The sequence below is a fragment of the Vibrio splendidus genome (assembly GCF_002873455.1).
GTDB classification, from domain to species: domain Bacteria; phylum Pseudomonadota; class Gammaproteobacteria; order Enterobacterales; family Vibrionaceae; genus Vibrio; species Vibrio splendidus_J.
In genome coordinates, this window is record NZ_MCUN01000007.1 from 418,174 (window position 1) to 436,265 (window position 18,092).

The window sequence follows — 18,092 nt, forward strand, 5'->3', positions numbered from 1 at the left end:
GATTATGCCTTTCTTACAATTCGGTATAGTGTCGCCGCTAGGAAAAATGTCGCACAAACGATGATGATTGAAGCGCCTGATGGCACTGGCAGTTTAAGTTCCATCGGTAACACCGTCCCGACCAAACACGCGATGGTTGCTAGTAACGCAGAAAGCAAAACAAAGCTGCCCATGCGTTTAGTCAGCAATCGAGCCGTAGCGCCTGGGATCAGCAATAACGCGCCAACCAGAACCGCACCCACTATTTTCACGGCTGCAATCGTCACTAGAGTGATCATCATGACAAACAGGTAGTCGTAGAAACTGGTGTTATAGCCACGAACCTTAGCAATATCAGGGCTAATACAAGTCAAAAGAATGCGGTTGAACGTCGGTATCAAAAGCAAAATGATGATCGCACAGCTGCCTGCGAGAATCGCTAAATCTTGGTCTGTTACCGTCAGAATCGAACCAAACAACACGTTCTCAAGCATGTGGATATTGATCTTACGTGCCACGTACATCAGTAACGCCGCGCCAACCGCTAACGCTAGTGCAAGAAAAACGCCGACTAAGGTATCGTATGGCACGTTGGTTCTGTTTCTTACGAAGTGAAGAAGTAAAGCGAAGATCATACAGAAGCTAAACAAACCAATAATTGGGTTTTCTGGTGGCTCACCAAGCAGAACACCGATAGCAATACCGGTTAATGCCGCGTGGCCGACGGCTTCAGAGAAGAAAGCCAGACGCTTTGCGATCACCAAAGTACCAAGGCCACCTAGTAACGGGCCCAATAACAACGCAGCAACCAGTGCATTTACCATGAACGCATACATGAAGCTGTCAGATAGCCAACCCGCTTCAACGCCACTTACGGCAAGTTGTCGTAACCATTCCATTACGCAACCTCCTTCGATTTAACGATGGCTGTACCACTGCTGTAATGCTGAAATAAACTCTCGATTTTACTTGGATGGAGTACTTGTTCATGTGGACCACTATCCACCAAGAATCGATTCACAACATGCACATTGGCTTCAAGGCGACGCACTGCGGTTACATCGTGGTGAACGGCAAGGATCGTGCGACCTTCATCAACACATTCACGAATCAGAGATTCCAAGTAACGGACACCCTGCTCATCCATACCAGTCGTAGGTTCGTCCAACACGAGTAAGCTTGGGTTATCCAATAGCGCTTGTGCAAACAACACACGTTGTTGTTCACCGCCCGACAACTGCCCCATACGGCGATCGCTACGAGTCGCCATTCCCACACGATCCAATTGTGCGAGTGCGAGATCCAATTGCTTAGACTTACGACGCCAAAATAGCGGGATTCGAGTTTGGTTAAGCAGTACGAAATCCATTACCGTCAGGGGTAAGCTCGATTCGAAGGTCGCTTTTTGAGGAACGTAACCAATACTTGGCTTTTCTGGCCAATGGATATTGATTTGCCCAGAGAAAGGCGTCAAACCAAGAACAGAGCGCAGCAAAGAGGTTTTGCCACCGCCGTTTGGCCCCATGATCACATGACACTGACCTGCTTTAAGTTCTAGTGATATATCGTCAAGAATGACGTTATTGTCGTATTGCAGACCAAGTTGATTGATTGAAATTGAAGGACCTAGCATTATGCGTTCCCGCTCTTCGCTTGGTTCGCCGCCGCAAATTTCATTGCTTCAATTAACGTTTGTAGGTTCTTCTTCATTTCAACTTCAACTTTGTCGTCTTCATATTCGCCGTGCGTCATGTGAGAGAAACGGTAAAGCTGAACGCCCGTTTCCGCTTCAATGGTGTCAACAAAACGGTTTGGCATGTTGAGCTCATAGAACAGAACATCAATACCCGATGCGCGGATCTTCTCGATCGTTTCTTGTAGTTGGCTAGCACTTGGTTCAACACCGTGTGCAGGCTCAATCACCGCCGCCACATCTACACCAAACTCTTGAAGGATATAGCCGTAAGCATTGTGCGTCGTCGCTACTTTCATGCCTGATGTGTCAAGTTCGCCTAGTGACAACATCGCATCACGCTTCATAAAACGAAATTGCTTGGCGTATTTACGTGCGTTCTTGCGATAAAACGCAGCGTTGTCTGGGTCAAGCTTAGAGACTTCGCTCGCGATGGTGTAAACCTTTTGAATCGTTGTCGAAAGCCCAACAAAGGTATGCGGGTTAACGGCACCTTGACCAACAGACTGACCAAGAGCAGGGAGCAAAGGCACTTCTTTATTTGCTTCGATCACCACTAAGTCATCACGTTGCGCGGCTGAAATCACTTTAAGCGCGAAGTCATCGTGACCAATACCGTTTACCACGATCGCATCCATTTGACTCAATCGCTTCAAATCATTGGGTTGTGGCAAATAGTTATGCGGATTAAAGCCAGCATCAACCAATGGAAGAATGTTAACTTTGTCACCCACCACCGCTTTTACGTAGCTGTAATAAGGCTGAAGGGTTATGCCAATCGTCAGCTTGTCGCTATCGATCTTGTATTCTTTTGCCAATGCATTGGGTGTCATTAACACCGCCAATAACGACATCAATAGAGTCATAATTCGCATAGTAAATCTCTTATTATTAGTGAGCATTTTGTTTTTCGAGAGTCCGGGATTAATGTGAAGAAGCATCATGCTGATCAGCAACGTCTGACTCATTCACCACCACTTTCCAACCTGCTGATTCCAGTGTGTTTTCGTCAAATCGAGTAGGCTGTTTTGCTACACCACCGAAGTAAATCCAGATCTCAGGAGAAACACTGTTCGCGTTTAAAATAAAGGAATCCGCAGAACCATGATCGGTTGGCGTAGCTTGTTCACTTGATGTCGCATATTCACTTGGAGTTGAAAAGTAGTAACCACGCTCGTCCAATACCCAAGCATGAGAACCTTTGCGCTTCCAACTCTGGTCTTCAACAAATGGCGCGACCCATTCATCTTTAAGTGACACAACACTTGGCCATTCGCCGTTTGAGTCCATACGCAGGTCGCGAATCTCCTCATGAGCCAAACGCAGCTCTGATAGCATCGCCAAGTTTTCTTGTTCGACATCAGTCACCAAAATTTGATGATCAAGTACCGCTTTCACTTGAGATTCTGCTTGATGAAATGGGATGGCTACCGTGGCAAAGCTGAGGATGAATACAATGATCAGCCCTACCCATTTACCTTCTCTGCCACCCGTGTCAGCACGTACACCTTGAATCATCATTTCTCACTGATCTCAACAACGTCTACTTCAACAGGAAACTCATGGCCTGAATCGAATACGAGGTAGAACTCGGTGTCAGGGTTCGGAAATTCAACGATAGAACGTTTATCTGTCATCTCTTTTGCAATCAAGTTGTCTTCGTAATCGTACATCTCAACCGCGTAATCAATCGCTTTACTGCCATCGGAATAACCCGCTTCACAAGCAACGGTTTTGCCTTCAAACCAGCAACTCATCAGTGGGAAGTGTGCTTGCGCAGGTAATGCAGCGAAACCAAGTCCCAAAGCCAAGCATGGAGAGATTATCGATTTTAGTTTTGTTTTTATTGTCATGGTTCGTACCCTAGCCACAGTGCAAATTCTCAGAAGTAAACTGAGCGATAAAGGGCTCAAATGAGCCCTTAAGTTTTTTGGTTGCTTAATCAGGGAGCTAGCCCCGATATCACAGATTATTGAAGCAGTGCTTCGAACGTTAGGTGAACGTTCGCGCTTGCTTTATCTGCCAGTGGGTTGTCAATCAACTCACCTTTGTAGTTCGCTTTCATTACGTAACGACCCGCTACGTCTGGAGTGAAGGTGATTTCGCCGTTCTCGTCGCTCACCACATCAATCTGTTCTTGGTGGTTGCGGTAAAGCGTACCTTCACGAGTGATCTCCGCTTTCACGTCTTTTTGAATTTCACCGTTGTAGAAGAATTGGAATGTCACTGGTTCGCCTTCAACGATATCTGAAGGGTGTGTCACAGGCTTCATTTCAAGTAGCTTGCCTTCAATCTTAAATACTGAATCCGATGGCTTACCCACTGTGATGTAGCTTTCAGCGCGAGTGAAGCTGATTTGTGTTACCACGTCACGCGACTTTTCAGGAAGAGCTGAATCACGTTCCGCTTTGTTTGCTTTGACCCATTTCACTGTGTCACGACGACCCGCTTTGTATTGCGTGTAGTAAGAAGGCTCATTGTTGATCGCAACTTTGTGCGTGCCTTCTTCTTCAAAGTAGAAATCAAAGATTGAACGACGTTTACCGCGAATAACAAAGTTAGGACGCTCGCTGCGACCATCTGGCATGATGACATGAGCGTTTTCACTGCCTGCTGGCTTATCGAAAACGAACGTACCATGAGATGCAGTCACATCGAACGTTAGCCAGTCACCACCTTCTTTAGACACGGTAAAGTGAGACGGCAGGATCCAACGTGGGTGAGCTTGCGCTGTTGTCGTTGCCGCTAGGCCGAATGCCATAACACCCGCTAGTGCAAGTGCCTTAATTTTTGTCTGTTTCATCATGTTCAATTCCATTATTTATAATTTTTAGCCGTGTCGCTCTATCTGAGCCTACGATGACGACTGTCTATTCTGTTCAGCTTGGTTTTAATTCGTACTTACTAGTTACTATTCGCACTTACTATTTAGCGATGTAGTTCAGAGTGATTTCACCTGTCTCTTCCGTTGCCTTTAGCTCATAGGAAGCATTTGTATCCGTTAGTGATACTTTTTGACGAAGGTAATTACGGCCACCGTGTTCGCGAACAACTTCGATATGAACCGTGTACTCGCCCTGTTCAAGAGTTTGGCCATCATCGCTCTTACCATCCCACACGAAGCGGTACTGGCCGGCAGGACGCGTTGCAGAGGTCACTGCATCAACCAATTCACGATCGTAACGTCCAACCTTTCTCCACCAACTACGTAAATCTTTAAGCCATTCATCTTTACCGACCCAAAGCTCAATGGTTTTCACTGACTTTCGTTCACTGTTCTCTACCCATACCGCCACATAAGGACGTGCGTACATAGAGGTATCGATCTTTGGAAGCTTAAAGTTCACATCAAGTTTTGCCGTATCAGGGATCGCTTGTGCCATACCTAGGCTTGGCAAAAGAGACAAAGCAATAAGCGCTTTGCTCCAGTTCATTTTTTTCATGTTTAACAACCTTTTAAATCCGTTTAACCTTTAGTTCGTTCTTCAAGCTGATTCATCAAGCAGACTCATCAACCGAATGGGGGTTAAGGTACGGCGACAAAATAGATAGCAAGTGAGATTGCAGACCCAAACACCGTCCATTTAATGGAGGTATTAAGCGTTTTTTTCTTAGGTAGCAGTAAGCACACGCCAGTAAGCACAAAGAAGATCATCAGTAGCGCAGTGATATCGATAAACCATTTCCAAACTTCACCGCTATTACGCCCTTTGTGTAGGTCGTTCAAAAGAGCGATAACGCCGTAATTGGTGGTTTCGACTTCCACCATTTCAGACGTCACGTCAACGAACACAGAAGCGTTGTAGCCTGGTCCTTTGAAGTCCATAGACACTTCTCCGATGAGCAACTCACCGCCTTCAATCTCTGCGTAGATGTCTAAACCTGAAGGAACGCCAGATAGGTTGGCTTCTTCAAACAGAAACGTTTCAAAGGCCTTTTCATCGGCTTTTAATCGCCCGTCTTGGATTGAAAATAAACTTGTAGGAAGCGTTAACGTAGACCGTTGGATATTGGGTTGTGTTGATTCAAATAACTCAGGTCGATTAAGGGTGATACCTGTCACTGAGAAGAAAAGAACAACGAACAGAAGCGCCATTGAAATATAAACATGAAGTCGACGAGCCCATGATTGAACCGCCCTACTTTTTAACGACATACAAACCAATACCTATAAATTTTATGGCGACAATTTAGTTGATAATCATTCGTATTGGCATTCAATTTACATTGTTTACGTTTGCCGAGCAGCGTAAGGAAATTTACATAACATTACATGGGAAGTAATCGAACTGTTTGCATATTCTTGCTAACTTGTATTAGAGGCAATTGATAAGTTGTATTTGAGCTAACTGATAACAAGCTCAAACCTCAAAAAATCTCAATCTAAACATGCTTGATTGAGATTAGTTTAAGGTAGCAATAGTGGCTTTAACGATTGAGAATTGGGACTATTCGGCGATTGGATCACTTTAAAGATCAACAAACAATGGATTCGTCGGTGGATGTACGTTGCCAACCAGTAGGATCTGCAACCGACGAAAGAGAGCTAAATAATCTTAAAGGGATTTTGACATGCGTATTATTGTTGTTTTGGCTGTTGCTGCGCTAGCAACAGCGTGCAGTAGCCAAGTGGCCAGCACGGAAGAACATATCCAGAAGTACATAGGTTCAGACATAGCCGAAGTACAAGAGCGCTACCTAACCGAGCGATCACGGCCTATCAGCTTTTGGGAATCACGAACGTTTGCATGGAAAGAGACTCAAAAAACATTAAAGGATGGTAGTACTCTGCACGCTTTTAAAAACCCTTCTCGTGATTGCACTATTAACTGGATCGCTGATAGCAATGGAATAATTAAAAGTGCAACGTCTAGTGGGGTGATGTGCGATCCGTAATCGATCAATCCGACGAGTAAAACTAGACCAACTCAAGCCGACTGAATTATGAGACAAGTTACGAGACAAAATTAAAAAAGGGTGTCATTTGAACGATCAAATGACACCCTTTTCCTGCTTTGTTTCTTCTGTTTCTGACTATCAGCCGTTAGACGTTTCCGTTATCGCTGACTGTTCGTAGCTGAGTCAGATATTTAATCCAACCTTTTGCTTCAGAAGAAGGTTCAATGTTGTTCGCACGTTTCGCTTGAGCAAGAGCATTATCAAGATTCTTTAACTTGTACCAAGAACGTACTTTCGCTAAAGCAACATCGGCTTGTTTGTTTTTGTCTTTCACTTTATCTAAAACAACCAGCGCTCGATCGTAGTAACCTTGCTGAACCAATAGTTGAGCCACGTTCCAATGATATTGAGTGTCTTTTTTAGACGCTAACGTCCACACTTCAATGGCACTGTCCCACTCTTTCGCTAGCTGCCAGTAAGTTGCTTGCTCAGCAAGAAGTTGAACATCGCTGTTCGCATCATCTAACTTTGCGATTTCTTGAGCAGCACGCTCTGGAATGCCTCGTTTCGCATACAATTGAGCAAGCAGCCTACGGTCTGAATTTTTCAGCTCAACACCTTGTAGATCAGCCAGCGCTAACGTGTTCAATGCATCGCGGTTACGTTCTAGTCTTAACTGAATACCCACAAGTTGACGCCACCAGTTGTCTTTTTCTGGTTGCAGTTCGATAAGGCTTTCCAGTGTTGGAATAGATTGCTTCCACTGCTTTAACTGTAGTTGTGCACCCAGTTTTAGCGATAGAGGAGACAACTCTGGTTTTGAATTGAACTTGTCATGATTACCAATGGCGACTAGTACTTTCGACCAGTTTTCAATTTGGTATTCAGCTTGTGCAATTCGCATCCAAAGCGTGTCTTTCTTTTCTTTTTCTGGCGCAGATTTTACTAACTCATAATAGTGCGGAAGCGCATTTTTAAATTGCTGATCGTTTAGTAATAAATCAGCAAGCATGCGTTTCGTTATCCATGCCTGTTCATCAACCAGTAAATCAGTGTCTACGGCATAAGTAAGCTGCTTAATTGCCTTATCGGTTTTGCCATCTTGCCAGTAAAACACGCCAAGCATGCGCGCTACGTACGCTTTATCGTAGCCTTTCGAAAGCTCCAAGCCTGCAAGCACATCAATCGCCTGTTTAACCTGTTCATCTTGAGCAAGCTTGTGCGCCTTTTGAACACGAATAGCAGTATATTGAGTTAGCTCTTTTGCTTGTGTTGTAAGGGGCATTAACAACAAGCCCACTAATATCCATATCTGTTTCATCATTTTGCCAACTTGAATTCAAAGGTAAATGTTTGTCCAAATTGAGGGGTCGCTTTGCCATCAACAACCTTAGGCTGATACTTGTATTTTTTCATAGCACGTATCGCTTCACGCTCGAACATACGACGTGGATTTGCGTCAGTAACTTGAATATCCATCGGTCGGCCTGTTTCATCGATAGTAAAACTCAAAGTAACAAAGCCTTCAGCACCGCGCTTAAGCGCTTTAGCTGGGTAACGAGGTTCGACTCGATACAGAGGCATTGCCTGTTGGTTTGACCCAAAATCAGAAAAGGTCGGCGCGTTAATCGCTAGGCCATCAATAGATGTATTCAAATCCAATGAAGGCAATGAAGACATCGAGTTCAGGGGCGTGACTTCAGCTTGTGACTGAGACGCTTGTGCTTCTGGTGGCGGCTCTGGCATTTCAGGTTGTTCAGGAACGGCACGCTGCCTTCTCTGGGTTTCTTGTTCAGCTTCAACCATCACCATGTTGAAACTTAAAGTCTCACCACTTTCTGGAGAACGTTGATGGCCATTATCAACCATCCAAGCCATGAAAGAAAACAGCGCTAGACCCAATGCCCCCGCTAGCGGTAAAGCAAGAAATAGGCGAATCATTTATAAAGATCCTCCAAGATCATCGCTTTTCAGCAGCAAGCGCAATGTTTTTAACACCTGCACCTTTAGCGGCGTCCATCACTTTAACAACGGTTCCGTTGTAAGCGTGTTCATCCGCTTGAATGACCAAAGAAGCATCAGGTTGTTCTAGCAATAAATGTTCTAACGTCGCTTGAACACGTTCAACATCTACAACACGCTTATCAATGAAAATGTCATTCGCAGACGTAATCGCCACAAAGATGCCCGCATCCTTTTGGCTAACAACGTTAGAAGCTTGTGGGCGATTGACTTCAACCCCTGATTCACGAACAAATGAACTGGTCACAATAAAGAAAATAAGCATGATAAAGACAATATCAAGCATCGAAGTAAGGTCTATTTGAGCCTCTTCGTTTTTAGAATGACGTCGACCGAGTCTCATCGTTGACTCCTTAAAGATTTTTCTAATTTCAATTCTAAGCGGTTACACACTTTCGCTAAGCGAGCGTGAACAAACATGCCCGCTAGTGCAGCAACCATACCCGCCATGGTTGGTAGCGTTGCCAACGAGATACCTGAAGCCATCAACTTAGGATCGCTGCTTCCTTGAGTCGCCATGACATCAAAAACAGAGATCATACCGGTTACGGTGCCTAACAAGCCCAACATCGGACAAATAGCGACTAACAGCTTAATAAAATTCAAGTTTTGGTTAAGTAAGATACTCGCTTGGCCTAACCAACCTTCACGAATGGCTTTAGCATGCCAAGAAGAGTGATCTTCTCTTTCATGCCACTTTGTAATCCAAGCTTGGCGTTGCTTTGGAAAATAGAACGCAAGATAAAGCACGCGTTCTACCACAAGCACCCAATACACTAGGACAACAGCCGCTAGCCACCACAGAACGAAACCGCCCTGCTCCATAAAGCTTGATAAAGACAGCAGCCAGTCACTCGTTAACCAACTCGCTGGTAATAGAGAACCCGACAAAATATCCATTACGCGGCAGTCCCAACTGGTGAAACAACAGCTTTTGATTCAACTGTTTTTTCTGCCTGCTCAGCAACAAGGCCAATACCCTGCTTTTCAAGAATATTGCGAATATTCTCTGACTGAGTGCTAAGAATATTATGTGCCAATAGCAGCGGCATTGCAGCAACTAGGCCAAGTACCGTTGTTACAAGCGCCATCGAAATACCACCCGCCATGACTTTAGGGTCGCCATTACCAAACTGTGTGATCACTTGGAATGTTTCGATCATGCCGGTTACGGTGCCCAATAAACCAAGCATTGGTGCGAGTGCTGCTAGAAGTTTTAGCATCGATAAACCTTTCTCTAAATGAGTCTGTTCATCAACAACGGCTTCTAAAAGACGCAGCTCCAGTGCTTCAACCGTTTGGTTTTGCTCTTTGTTGTAAACTGCAAGAACACGACCAAGCGGGTTATTACCCGCTTGTTCAGGGTTCTTAAGTTGTGCGCGAATCTTCTGACGAGCTATAGCAAGAGAAATACCACGAACCAATGCGATGATTAGGCCAATAGCCAGCAGGCCAAGAATCACTTTACCAACGACACCACCCGCTTGAAGGCGATCAGCTAGGCTTGGGGTTAGCGCTAGTTGTTCAAGCATGAATCCACGAGAGGGATCGACAACAATATTAGACACTTCGCCATTCGCAAGTGAAGAAAGCGATGCCAGTGTTGGACCATTTGATGGCTGTTTCAGATACGCAATTGCATCTTCACGCTGAGTATTCCAGCTAACATAGCCTTCCTCTGTCACTAGACCAATTGAACCTAGACGGTAAGCGTCAACGGTTTGTGTATTGCCTTCACCGTTAATAAACGCAATTTGAGATTTGCTAAGCTCTGAGCTCGCTTGAATCTGTTCAATCATACTCATCCACAAGCCAGAAAGCTGTGGCATTGATGGTAGTGATTTAGCATCGATAATTTGATCGACAGTTACAGTGTGTTCAGCGCGATCAACACTGTTCACGGTTGAGCTAAGTTCTGCACCGAGTTCTTTTGCGTTTTGGCGAACGACACCGAACAGTTCGCCTAAACTACCGGTTTCTAAACGCAGCTTCTCTTCTAAACGAGCAAGTTTGTTTTCGTTATCACTGAAGGTTTGAGTTAAAACATCTGTAGCGCCTTGGATTGAAGTACGCTTCGCTTCAAGTTGTGCCTTGATCGCTTTCAGTTCTTGCTCTGTCTTTTTGAAATCAGCTTCACGCACTACGTTGTGAGAAGCTTGAGTTCGACTCTCTGATTTTGCTTTATTAACTAGCTGAGCCGTCGTATCAGAAGCTGAGAAAGCAGAAAATGAAATTGAAGTAATACAAAGCAATGCTGCTAATGGCTTTAAGTTCATTACTTAACCTCCGCAACAGTTAAAGAAACAGGTAAAGTAATCAAGCTTGGAGCCGCTTGTTGACCAGCAATATCGTAGGCTTTATCTAGCTCAGACTTCATCGAAGAATCTAGCGCTTGCCATTGATCTTCTGTTTGATCCCAAGACCAGTATTGGCTGCCATTTAGATTGCGAGCGACTAAAGAGATGCGACCTAGATGCAGTACATCAGCCTCAATCGTTTTTTCACTGGTCAATGCTACACGACCTTGATAAACACCCAGTTTGATACCGTAGTCCATCTCGATTTGGTAAGCTTCTAGGATACGGCGATACTTTTCTGCATCACTCACATCAGCGCGAGTCATCATTGCTTGTAGCTTTTCAACTCTTTCTAAACGTTGCTCTTTCTTAATTGGCACGTCTTGCTCAACTAACTGCTGAAGGCCATCAATCATCTGATACATCAGGGGTACTACACCTTGACGTGTATATTTGATTTCATCGATCTGCCCTTCGATGCTTTGAGCTTCTTTATTTTGGCTCTCAACCAAAGCGGCAAGGTGATCGTGATAAATTTCTAAGTTCTTAACTTCTTCTTGCAGACGCTCAATCTCAGCTTGCAGCATTAAAGTCGCTTGTGAGCTTTTATCAATAACCTTTTGGCTCGAAGCCGACGCGTTATTGGTTTTGTTTTGAATTGATTGAGCTTGATCCAAGCTGTTTGCCATCGAAGACGTTGCAACCAAACTGATCGCAAGTGCTAGGCTAGTTTTTAAAAGATTCATAATTGTAGTCATTTACTATAAGAAGAAGGCCAAATGAATTTTATTGATAAGCAGTCTCATTATCATTAAAAGTCACTCGCATTACTAGGGATATTTTACGAAATAGCAGAATCACGAAAGGGGAAAGCCGAAACTTTCCCCTTAGTATTTAGGCTAACAATAGTACCCTACTAACAAATTAGTATTTTACCTGTAAAGTCGCCATGTAGTTACGACCTTCGCCAACAACGACGCTGCTTGTGCTGCCACCTTCAAGGTAGTCAGTATCAAACAAGTTCTCTACGTTGAAACGTGCAACAAAATCTAGGTTTTCGTCATACTTCATTGTATGAGACACACCCATGTCTACACGAGTGTAAGCATCTTTTTTGAATGTGTTAGCACTTTCTGTGTAACGCTCACCTACATGATAAATACCTAGGTTTACATCCGTACCGTTGTTGAATGCATAAGTAGACCAAATGCTAGCCGTAAACTCAGGAACGTCTGCTGGAGTTTTACCTTCAAGTGCAGGGTCATTTTGGTATTCAGCATCCAAGAACATGGTTGATGCACTCAAAGAGAATGCTTCAGTCATGTAGCCAGTAGCCGACAGCTCAACACCAGTATGAACTTGCTCACCAACTTGGCTTGTGCGTGTCTCTTTGCCGTTGTTGCTTGCTGGATCTAGATCTTCAGTCACTTGCATGTTCGATTGAGTGATCTGGAAAAGCGCTCCAGATACGAACAGACGTTCGTCAAACAGTTCCCATTTAGAACCTAGCTCATAAAGCGTACCCTTCTTAGCATCTTGAGACTGACCAAAATTCACGTCATCTTTATCTGTGATTTCGCCAACAGGTTCGAAACTTTCAGAGTAAACCGCGTAAATAGAACCATTAGACGCTGGTGAATAAATCACACCAAACTTAGGAAGAATGTTGTTGTAGCTTTCTTCTTGATTAGAGCTACTCGTCGTTTTGTCGTAAGCGAAACGTACGCCACCAAGTACTTGCCACTGTTCAGTCAGCGTTACTAGATCTTGAACGTAAAAACCGTAGTGTTGGCTTTCAGAGTGAGATAGCGCGTCATCGTTATGGTAGCTAATATCTGAAGGCATATCGAAGCCATTACCACAAGCCGTTACAGCTTCCGCTTCAGTTGCGCTTGAACATGCGTAATCTTGTGAGTAAAGCTGCTTATAGTCATAATGCAGGCCATTAAAACCAACAAGCAGACGGTGATTTACACCTAAAGCATCGAAATCACCCGTAAAGTCTACGTAAGCCGTATCAAACGTCCATTCATCGTGACGGTCTGATACCTTGTAGCCGTAGCCGCCGCTCTTATCGCTATATACTGTGTTGTTTGATTCAGTACGTTGACGCTCATAGAACTGACGGCTGATGCCTGTCTTCACAGACCAAGCGTCGTTCAAGTTAGCGGTTACAGATGCACCGTAGTTTGCAACGTCGTTGTCCGTTTGAGCAAAACGTTGATCATTAACCGTGTTAGGGTCGATAACTTTACCGGTAGAAGTATCGATTTTAGAACCGTTGTCTAAATCGCCTTCTTCAATAGTGCGGTCGTAATGAACAGACAACAAAATATCTTCGTTGATATCGTAATCAACAAATAGACCACCAACGAAACGGTCCGTCTCTACATCGGTGCCATCAAAACGTGAACGGTAAGAGTCTTGGTTTTCTTGTGAAACAATAAGACGAGCACGCAACGTTTGGCCATCGTTCAATGATCCACTTACATCAGCAGTCGTACGAGTGTAGCTATCAGAACCAATATCTTGGCTTACGTTAACTTGAGTTTCGTATGTTGGTTTCTTAGAAACCATGTTCACAAGGCCGCCAGGAGCAGACTTACCGTAAAGTAGACCAGCAGGGCCTTTCAATACTTCAACTCGCTCCAAAAGCTCTACCGGCTGGCGGTAGTGAGACCAGTGTTGAACACCATCACGCAGGTAACCAGAGCTACTCTCCAAATCAAAACCACGAAGCGTGAAACGCTCACGGTTAGTTGACTTAGATCCCGCACCAACAGATGCGTCGTTTTTAAGAACTTCACCTAACGTACTTGCACGCTGTTCATCGATGATTTGCTCATCGATTACTGAAACTTGTCCCGGAGTCTCTAATTGAGTCGCCTCCATGCGCATTGCTGTTGTGTTCGTGTCGGCTTTGTAACCGTAGTCACGACCTTCAACGACCATGTGCTCGTCTGTTTTTACTGTTTCTGCCAATACTGCTGGTGAAGCTAATACTGCGCCGATCACTAAAGCTAATGGGCTCTTTGAAAACATGTCCTTTACTCCGCTTTTATTCTTTTATACGAGCACTTTGTTATTTATTCGATGTGCTCGGTTGAACCGTTTCCGGTACCACTGAATTATTTCGGGAGTGAATATAAGTGATAACTATTACCATTTGCATTAAATTTACATTCTTTGCATTCGTAAAGCTTTGTAAAGCCCTCTGAAAGAACGCTTTCTCTAGCTCAAAAAAATCAATTCAATGCGTTAACTTAACGTGCAGACCTATAAACATGAATTCAACATTTCACTATCAAGTCATTAGCCTGATCAATCTAGGTTGCCAAGAACGATAAAAATACTGTCTTATCTTATTTACTACCTTTGAAACGATTAATTAATGTATAAAACTCTCGATAGATGTAAATAACAGGTGAATAATTTTGTTTGTAAATGTTTAATCGGCGGAATTACCAGTGACTTTGATCACATCTATAATTTCGAACTCATTTTTGCTTTTCGATTTAATCTATCGACTGCTAATCTCCTGCTCACTTTGAAAAGGTATCAAAGTTATAAATAATAAGGAGTGTTCTAAATGAATACCAAAAAACCTATGTCTCTGACTGGTCGAGTAATCCTCGGTATGGTCGTAGGTATCTTCACGGGATTTGCCATTCAATCCCTTTTTGCAGACAGTGGATTTGTTAACAACTATGTCGTTAACGGACTCTTTGAAGTAGGCGGACAAATCTTTGTCGCCAGTTTAAAAATGCTTGTTGTGCCATTAGTCTTCGTTTCACTAGTGTGCGGTACAAGCTCTCTTAAAGACTTATCAACTCTTGGCCGTATGGGGGGCAAAACACTTGCACTTTATATCGGTACTACTGCCGTTGCCATCACTCTAGCACTGACTATCGGTAACCTGTTCCAACCTGGAGCTGGTGCGGATCTTACTGCTGCGAGCTCTTTCAAATCAGCGGATGCCCCTTCTTTGGGCCAAGTGATCATCGACATGTTCCCAACCAACCCTATTCAGGCGATGGCTGAGGGCAAAACGCTGCAAGTTATCGTATTTGCTGTGTTGTTTGGTATTGCAATCAGTGCAGCAGGTAAACCTGGTGAGCGTATCGCTGCGGTTTTCTCTGACTTGAACGAAGTGATCATGAAGCTTGTTGCGCTATTGATGAACCTGGCTCCTTACGGCGTGTTCTTCTTGATGGCAAAACTGTTCTCTAACCTAGGCTTGGGTGCAATTTGGAACTTGGCAGAATACTTCTTAGTACTTGCAGGTACCCTACTCCTACACGGTTTGGTTACTTACAGTGCGATGCTAAAAGGTTTCACAGGTTTAAGCCCTATTACGTTCCTACGTAAAATGGAAGATGCCATCATGTTCGCATTTTCAACGGCTTCTTCAAATGCGACGATTCCAGTAACAATGGAAACGGCTAAAAACCGCATGGGCGTAGACAACAAAGTCGCATCTTTCACTGTACCATTGGGTGCAACAGTAAACATGGACGGCACTGCTATCATGCAGGGTGTCGCGACGGCGTTTATCGCACAAGCTTACAACATCGACCTGACTATGGGTGACTACCTAATGGTTATCCTAACCGCAACACTAGCTTCTGTTGGTACTGCGGGTGTTCCAGGTGTCGGTCTTGTTATGTTAGCGATGGTGTTGAACCAAGTTGGTCTACCACTTGAAGGCATCGCTCTAATCATGGGTGTTGACCGTCTCCTTGACATGATCCGAACTGCTGTAAATATTACTGGTGATAGTGCTGTAACTATCATTGTGGCGAAGTCTGAAGGTTCTTTTGACGAAGCTCGCTTCAATGACCCAGCAGCCGGAGAGAAAGAAGAAGAAGTTAAGCTAGCACGCCAACAAGCATAATCTAGCTTCTCTAATGCTCTTATCTTCAAGCTCAAGGCGTAATTAATGGCTATGCCTTAGCTCACAACAAAGCGCATAAAAGAAAACGCCACTGTAGATGCAGTGGCGTTTTTTATTGGATTCTCGTTAACACGATTCGATTATCAGCTGTCTTGTCATTACTGATTACTAAGACAAAGCTTAATCTGTGATAGGAAACATGAGATTTACTCTCAGTCCCCCACCTTCTCTATTCTCAGCGGTAACGTGTCCATTCATTACGCCCATCGCTTCCTTAACAATCGCGAGGCCTAAACCGTATCCACCAGACTGCTTATCTCGAGCGGATTCAATGCGTGTAAACGGGTCGAAAATCCCCGAAATCTGGTTACTAGGAATACCATCACCGTCATCCTCTACAGATATGACACTGTAACGTTTATTTGCTAACAGTTCATAGGTAGTCACGACAACATGAGCATTCTCACCAGCATATTTGATCGCATTACTGACCAAATTACCAATCACTCGAAGAAGCAACCTCTCATCAACATTAACCATTGATGTCGGTGTCTCTAAATCACCAATTAAGGTTTGATTTCGCTTTAAGTCGTTTTGCATCTGAGCGATTAGCATCGAACAATAATGTTCAAGATGCATCAAGCTCAACTTAGAGTCATAGCGAGACGTTTCTAGTCGGCTGAACTCAAGGATCTCCCCCACCAGCTTATTCATCTCTTCCGTTTCGCTTTCCATTCGTTCTAGCAAGCCAATACTTTTGTCATCAACCTTACTACGGAGCAGATGTAGTGCGAGGTTTTGCCTTGCTAACGGAGTTCTTAGTTCGTGTGACACATCTCGAATCAAACGACGTTGCTTTTCAGCCAGAGACTTGATCTCAACTGTCATATGATCGAAGTCATGGGCAAGCTCGTTAAATTCACGCGTCGTGGAATTTAGCTCAGAAACAACACTGACAGTGAAGTCGCCTTGCGCAAGTCTTCGGCTCGCTTCTCTCAATCTATCTAGCGGCTGCTGTAGGCTTTTCGCCATAATAATTGAGAACAGGGATAAGACAACCAAAGCAATTAAGGCCTTGAGTAAATAAGAATATGGAGCAAAGGATTTAGCCGGATGAAACTGATGTGGTAGTTGAATCACTAACGTGTTGTCATTATTCAGTGGCAAACCGAAGATTGGCTTACTGACACGATCGCTCAACTGGTGATCTAAGGTCCGCAAGTACTTCAATTTGAATTCAAAGTGCGGGTGCATGTGCCGATGGGTAATTGGCCGATTGTTTTCATCGATAACAAACAAATAATAACCTTGAGCATTACCCCAGTCGGCTAACTCATCCATATCCCCTTCTTCAATCAGCACATTGGCTTGATAGGCAAGGTCGAGCATCTCAGCTTTCACGGATTCCGGCACTCTAAGCAACGCTTTCATCAAGGCTCTTTCAGCAACACCTTGAAGGATCAAAATGCTAACTAAAATGACTGTCAGGTAACTGAATAATTGGAAAGTGAGCCCATCTTTGCGCTTGGCAATAAAATCAGGGCAACGCAGCAGCTTTTTACTCATGCTCCTACCGACTCTAGGTAGCTATAACCTTTACCGCGAACGGTTTTGATATGTTGCTTCGACAAGCCAGCCTGAACTAGTTTTCGGCGTATATTGCTGATATGCATATCTAAATTTCGGTCGAAAGGACATAACTCTTTCTTAAGCACATGGATTTGTAGGTCAGATTTTGAGACCACGATACCGTCATTTTTGACAAGATAATCAAGCAGGTCTTTTTCCGTGCCCGTAAGGGGTAAACGAGAGAGTTGTTCGCACAAACCTTGATTAGATGAAGCTAGGGATTGTCTCTGACGCTCAAAACCGACTCGACGCAAGATCACCTTAATACGGGTTAGGAGCTCAGGAACATTGAAAGGTTTGGCGATGTACTGGTCTGCCCCAGCTTGGTAGCCATCCAGCATAGAGGCATCGTCGTTCAGTGCAGTCAGCATAAGAATGGGCGTAGCAAAACGCTGACAAATACGTCTTGCCACTTGAATTCCGCTCAAGTTTGGAAGCATAACGTCGAGTAGAACCAAATCGACAGGGTTCGATTGAATAAACTCTAGCGCAGATTCACCACAATGAACCGTATCAACGTGATACCCCTCATTTTCCAATACTTCACCCAGTAACTCACACAACTGGATATCATCATCAACAACTAAAACGCGAGACATTGCACACACCGATAAATAAGAACAGTTTGCATTCTAATTATCGTTATTATTGATTTCAATTATAAAGTGCGGGATTTCCT

General features: G+C 44.1%; 19 protein-coding genes. 2 read left to right on the plus strand and 17 right to left on the minus strand.

What is annotated here, in order from left to right; genetic code table 11:
• Positions 1 to 2: 2 nt before the first annotated feature.
• The 8 genes from BCU75_RS06130 to BCU75_RS06165 form a co-directional block, all read right to left on the minus strand.
• Complete coding sequence (locus BCU75_RS06130) at positions 3 to 878, minus strand: metal ABC transporter permease (RefSeq protein ID WP_102473256.1); 876 nt, start codon at positions 876 to 878, stop codon at positions 3 to 5.
• The gene (locus tag BCU75_RS06135) at positions 878 to 1,612 is read right to left on the minus strand and encodes a metal ABC transporter ATP-binding protein (RefSeq protein WP_102473257.1); all 735 of its coding nucleotides are present in this window, start codon (positions 1,610 to 1,612) and stop codon (positions 878 to 880) included. The genes BCU75_RS06130 and BCU75_RS06135 overlap by 1 nt, the downstream gene beginning before the upstream one ends.
• Entirely contained in the window at positions 1,612 to 2,547 is a 936-nt protein-coding gene (locus BCU75_RS06140; RefSeq protein WP_102473258.1) for a metal ABC transporter solute-binding protein, Zn/Mn family, read from the minus strand. Before BCU75_RS06140 ends, BCU75_RS06135 begins: the two co-directional genes overlap by 1 nt.
• A 49-nt stretch (positions 2,548 to 2,596) precedes the next feature.
• Positions 2,597 to 3,193: a DUF6162 family protein gene (locus BCU75_RS06145; RefSeq protein WP_102473259.1), complete on the minus strand. Its 597-nt coding sequence runs from the start codon at positions 3,191 to 3,193 to the stop codon at positions 2,597 to 2,599.
• Positions 3,190 to 3,525: a hypothetical protein gene (locus BCU75_RS06150; RefSeq protein ID WP_102473260.1), complete on the minus strand. Its 336-nt coding sequence runs from the start codon at positions 3,523 to 3,525 to the stop codon at positions 3,190 to 3,192. The genes BCU75_RS06145 and BCU75_RS06150 overlap by 4 nt, the downstream gene beginning before the upstream one ends.
• 116 nt (positions 3,526 to 3,641) lie before the next feature.
• Positions 3,642 to 4,478 carry a DUF4198 domain-containing protein gene (locus BCU75_RS06155; protein WP_102473261.1) on the minus strand — a complete coding sequence of 279 codons (837 nt, stop codon included), beginning with the start codon at positions 4,476 to 4,478 and terminating at the stop codon, positions 3,642 to 3,644.
• Between the two features lie 118 nt (positions 4,479 to 4,596).
• Positions 4,597 to 5,115, minus strand: coding sequence for a DUF2271 domain-containing protein (locus BCU75_RS06160; protein WP_102464495.1), 519 nt, complete (start codon positions 5,113 to 5,115; stop codon positions 4,597 to 4,599).
• Positions 5,116 to 5,198: 83 nt separating this feature from the next.
• Positions 5,199 to 5,828: a PepSY-associated TM helix domain-containing protein gene (locus BCU75_RS06165; RefSeq protein ID WP_065105805.1), complete on the minus strand. Its 630-nt coding sequence runs from the start codon at positions 5,826 to 5,828 to the stop codon at positions 5,199 to 5,201.
• Positions 5,829 to 6,244: 416 nt separating this feature from the next.
• Between BCU75_RS06165 and BCU75_RS06170 the strand changes: the two genes are divergently transcribed.
• Entirely contained in the window at positions 6,245 to 6,568 is a 324-nt protein-coding gene (locus BCU75_RS06170) for a hypothetical protein (RefSeq protein WP_102473262.1), read from the plus strand.
• Positions 6,569 to 6,716: 148 nt separating this feature from the next.
• On the opposite strand, the gene BCU75_RS06175 is transcribed toward BCU75_RS06170, so the two are convergent.
• From BCU75_RS06175 to BCU75_RS06205, 7 genes are all read right to left on the minus strand, one after another.
• Positions 6,717 to 7,895 (minus strand): tetratricopeptide repeat protein, encoded by a 1,179-nt coding sequence (locus BCU75_RS06175; protein ID WP_102473263.1) that lies wholly within the window; start codon positions 7,893 to 7,895, stop codon positions 6,717 to 6,719.
• The gene (locus BCU75_RS06180; protein WP_102473264.1) at positions 7,892 to 8,512 is read right to left on the minus strand and encodes an energy transducer TonB; all 621 of its coding nucleotides are present in this window, start codon (positions 8,510 to 8,512) and stop codon (positions 7,892 to 7,894) included. The genes BCU75_RS06175 and BCU75_RS06180 overlap by 4 nt, the downstream gene beginning before the upstream one ends.
• Before the next feature lie 19 nt (positions 8,513 to 8,531).
• Positions 8,532 to 8,936: an ExbD/TolR family protein gene (locus tag BCU75_RS06185; RefSeq protein WP_004731145.1), complete on the minus strand. Its 405-nt coding sequence runs from the start codon at positions 8,934 to 8,936 to the stop codon at positions 8,532 to 8,534.
• Positions 8,933 to 9,493 (minus strand): MotA/TolQ/ExbB proton channel family protein, encoded by a 561-nt coding sequence (locus BCU75_RS06190; RefSeq protein WP_004731144.1) that lies wholly within the window; start codon positions 9,491 to 9,493, stop codon positions 8,933 to 8,935. The genes BCU75_RS06185 and BCU75_RS06190 overlap by 4 nt, the downstream gene beginning before the upstream one ends.
• Entirely contained in the window at positions 9,493 to 10,869 is a 1,377-nt protein-coding gene (locus BCU75_RS06195; protein WP_102473265.1) for a MotA/TolQ/ExbB proton channel family protein, read from the minus strand. Before BCU75_RS06195 ends, BCU75_RS06190 begins: the two co-directional genes overlap by 1 nt.
• Positions 10,869 to 11,636: a DUF3450 domain-containing protein gene (locus BCU75_RS06200; RefSeq protein WP_102473266.1), complete on the minus strand. Its 768-nt coding sequence runs from the start codon at positions 11,634 to 11,636 to the stop codon at positions 10,869 to 10,871. Before BCU75_RS06200 ends, BCU75_RS06195 begins: the two co-directional genes overlap by 1 nt.
• 178 nt (positions 11,637 to 11,814) lie before the next feature.
• Positions 11,815 to 13,932: a TonB-dependent siderophore receptor gene (locus BCU75_RS06205; RefSeq protein WP_102473267.1), complete on the minus strand. Its 2,118-nt coding sequence runs from the start codon at positions 13,930 to 13,932 to the stop codon at positions 11,815 to 11,817.
• Between the two features lie 547 nt (positions 13,933 to 14,479).
• On the opposite strand from BCU75_RS06205, the gene BCU75_RS06210 reads away from it, so the two are divergent.
• The gene (locus tag BCU75_RS06210) at positions 14,480 to 15,784 is read left to right on the plus strand and encodes a dicarboxylate/amino acid:cation symporter (RefSeq protein WP_076678568.1); all 1,305 of its coding nucleotides are present in this window, start codon (positions 14,480 to 14,482) and stop codon (positions 15,782 to 15,784) included.
• Between the two features lie 180 nt (positions 15,785 to 15,964).
• Here the strand turns inward: BCU75_RS06210 and BCU75_RS06215 are convergent, their stop codons facing one another.
• Together BCU75_RS06215 and BCU75_RS06220 are read right to left on the minus strand one after the other, a co-directional pair.
• Positions 15,965 to 17,350, minus strand: a complete 1,386-nt coding sequence (locus BCU75_RS06215) for a sensor histidine kinase (RefSeq protein WP_102473268.1) — start codon at positions 17,348 to 17,350, stop codon at positions 15,965 to 15,967.
• A complete protein-coding gene (locus BCU75_RS06220) occupies positions 17,347 to 18,012 on the minus strand; it encodes a response regulator transcription factor (protein WP_076678566.1) in 666 nt (221 codons plus the stop codon). The genes BCU75_RS06215 and BCU75_RS06220 overlap by 4 nt, the downstream gene beginning before the upstream one ends.
• Between the last annotated feature and the right edge of the window lie 80 nt (positions 18,013 to 18,092).

Coding starts and splice junctions, on each gene's coding strand:
- BCU75_RS06130 (WP_102473256.1), bottom strand. CDS start 878: ATGGAATGGTTACGACAACTTGCCGTAAGTGGCGTTGAAGCGGGTTGG.
- BCU75_RS06135 (WP_102473257.1), bottom strand. CDS start 1,612: ATGCTAGGTCCTTCAATTTCAATCAATCAACTTGGTCTGCAATACGAC.
- BCU75_RS06140 (WP_102473258.1), bottom strand. CDS start 2,547: ATGCGAATTATGACTCTATTGATGTCGTTATTGGCGGTGTTAATGACA.
- BCU75_RS06145 (WP_102473259.1), bottom strand. CDS start 3,193: ATGATGATTCAAGGTGTACGTGCTGACACGGGTGGCAGAGAAGGTAAA.
- BCU75_RS06150 (WP_102473260.1), bottom strand. CDS start 3,525: ATGACAATAAAAACAAAACTAAAATCGATAATCTCTCCATGCTTGGCT.
- BCU75_RS06155 (WP_102473261.1), bottom strand. CDS start 4,478: ATGATGAAACAGACAAAAATTAAGGCACTTGCACTAGCGGGTGTTATG.
- BCU75_RS06160 (WP_102464495.1), bottom strand. CDS start 5,115: ATGAAAAAAATGAACTGGAGCAAAGCGCTTATTGCTTTGTCTCTTTTG.
- BCU75_RS06165 (WP_065105805.1), bottom strand. CDS start 5,828: ATGTCGTTAAAAAGTAGGGCGGTTCAATCATGGGCTCGTCGACTTCAT.
- BCU75_RS06170 (WP_102473262.1), top strand. CDS start 6,245: ATGCGTATTATTGTTGTTTTGGCTGTTGCTGCGCTAGCAACAGCGTGC.
- BCU75_RS06175 (WP_102473263.1), bottom strand. CDS start 7,895: ATGATGAAACAGATATGGATATTAGTGGGCTTGTTGTTAATGCCCCTT.
- BCU75_RS06180 (WP_102473264.1), bottom strand. CDS start 8,512: ATGATTCGCCTATTTCTTGCTTTACCGCTAGCGGGGGCATTGGGTCTA.
- BCU75_RS06185 (WP_004731145.1), bottom strand. CDS start 8,936: ATGAGACTCGGTCGACGTCATTCTAAAAACGAAGAGGCTCAAATAGAC.
- BCU75_RS06190 (WP_004731144.1), bottom strand. CDS start 9,493: ATGGATATTTTGTCGGGTTCTCTATTACCAGCGAGTTGGTTAACGAGT.
- BCU75_RS06195 (WP_102473265.1), bottom strand. CDS start 10,869: ATGAACTTAAAGCCATTAGCAGCATTGCTTTGTATTACTTCAATTTCA.
- BCU75_RS06200 (WP_102473266.1), bottom strand. CDS start 11,636: ATGAATCTTTTAAAAACTAGCCTAGCACTTGCGATCAGTTTGGTTGCA.
- BCU75_RS06205 (WP_102473267.1), bottom strand. CDS start 13,932: ATGTTTTCAAAGAGCCCATTAGCTTTAGTGATCGGCGCAGTATTAGCT.
- BCU75_RS06210 (WP_076678568.1), top strand. CDS start 14,480: ATGAATACCAAAAAACCTATGTCTCTGACTGGTCGAGTAATCCTCGGT.
- BCU75_RS06215 (WP_102473268.1), bottom strand. CDS start 17,350: ATGAGTAAAAAGCTGCTGCGTTGCCCTGATTTTATTGCCAAGCGCAAA.
- BCU75_RS06220 (WP_076678566.1), bottom strand. CDS start 18,012: ATGTCTCGCGTTTTAGTTGTTGATGATGATATCCAGTTGTGTGAGTTA.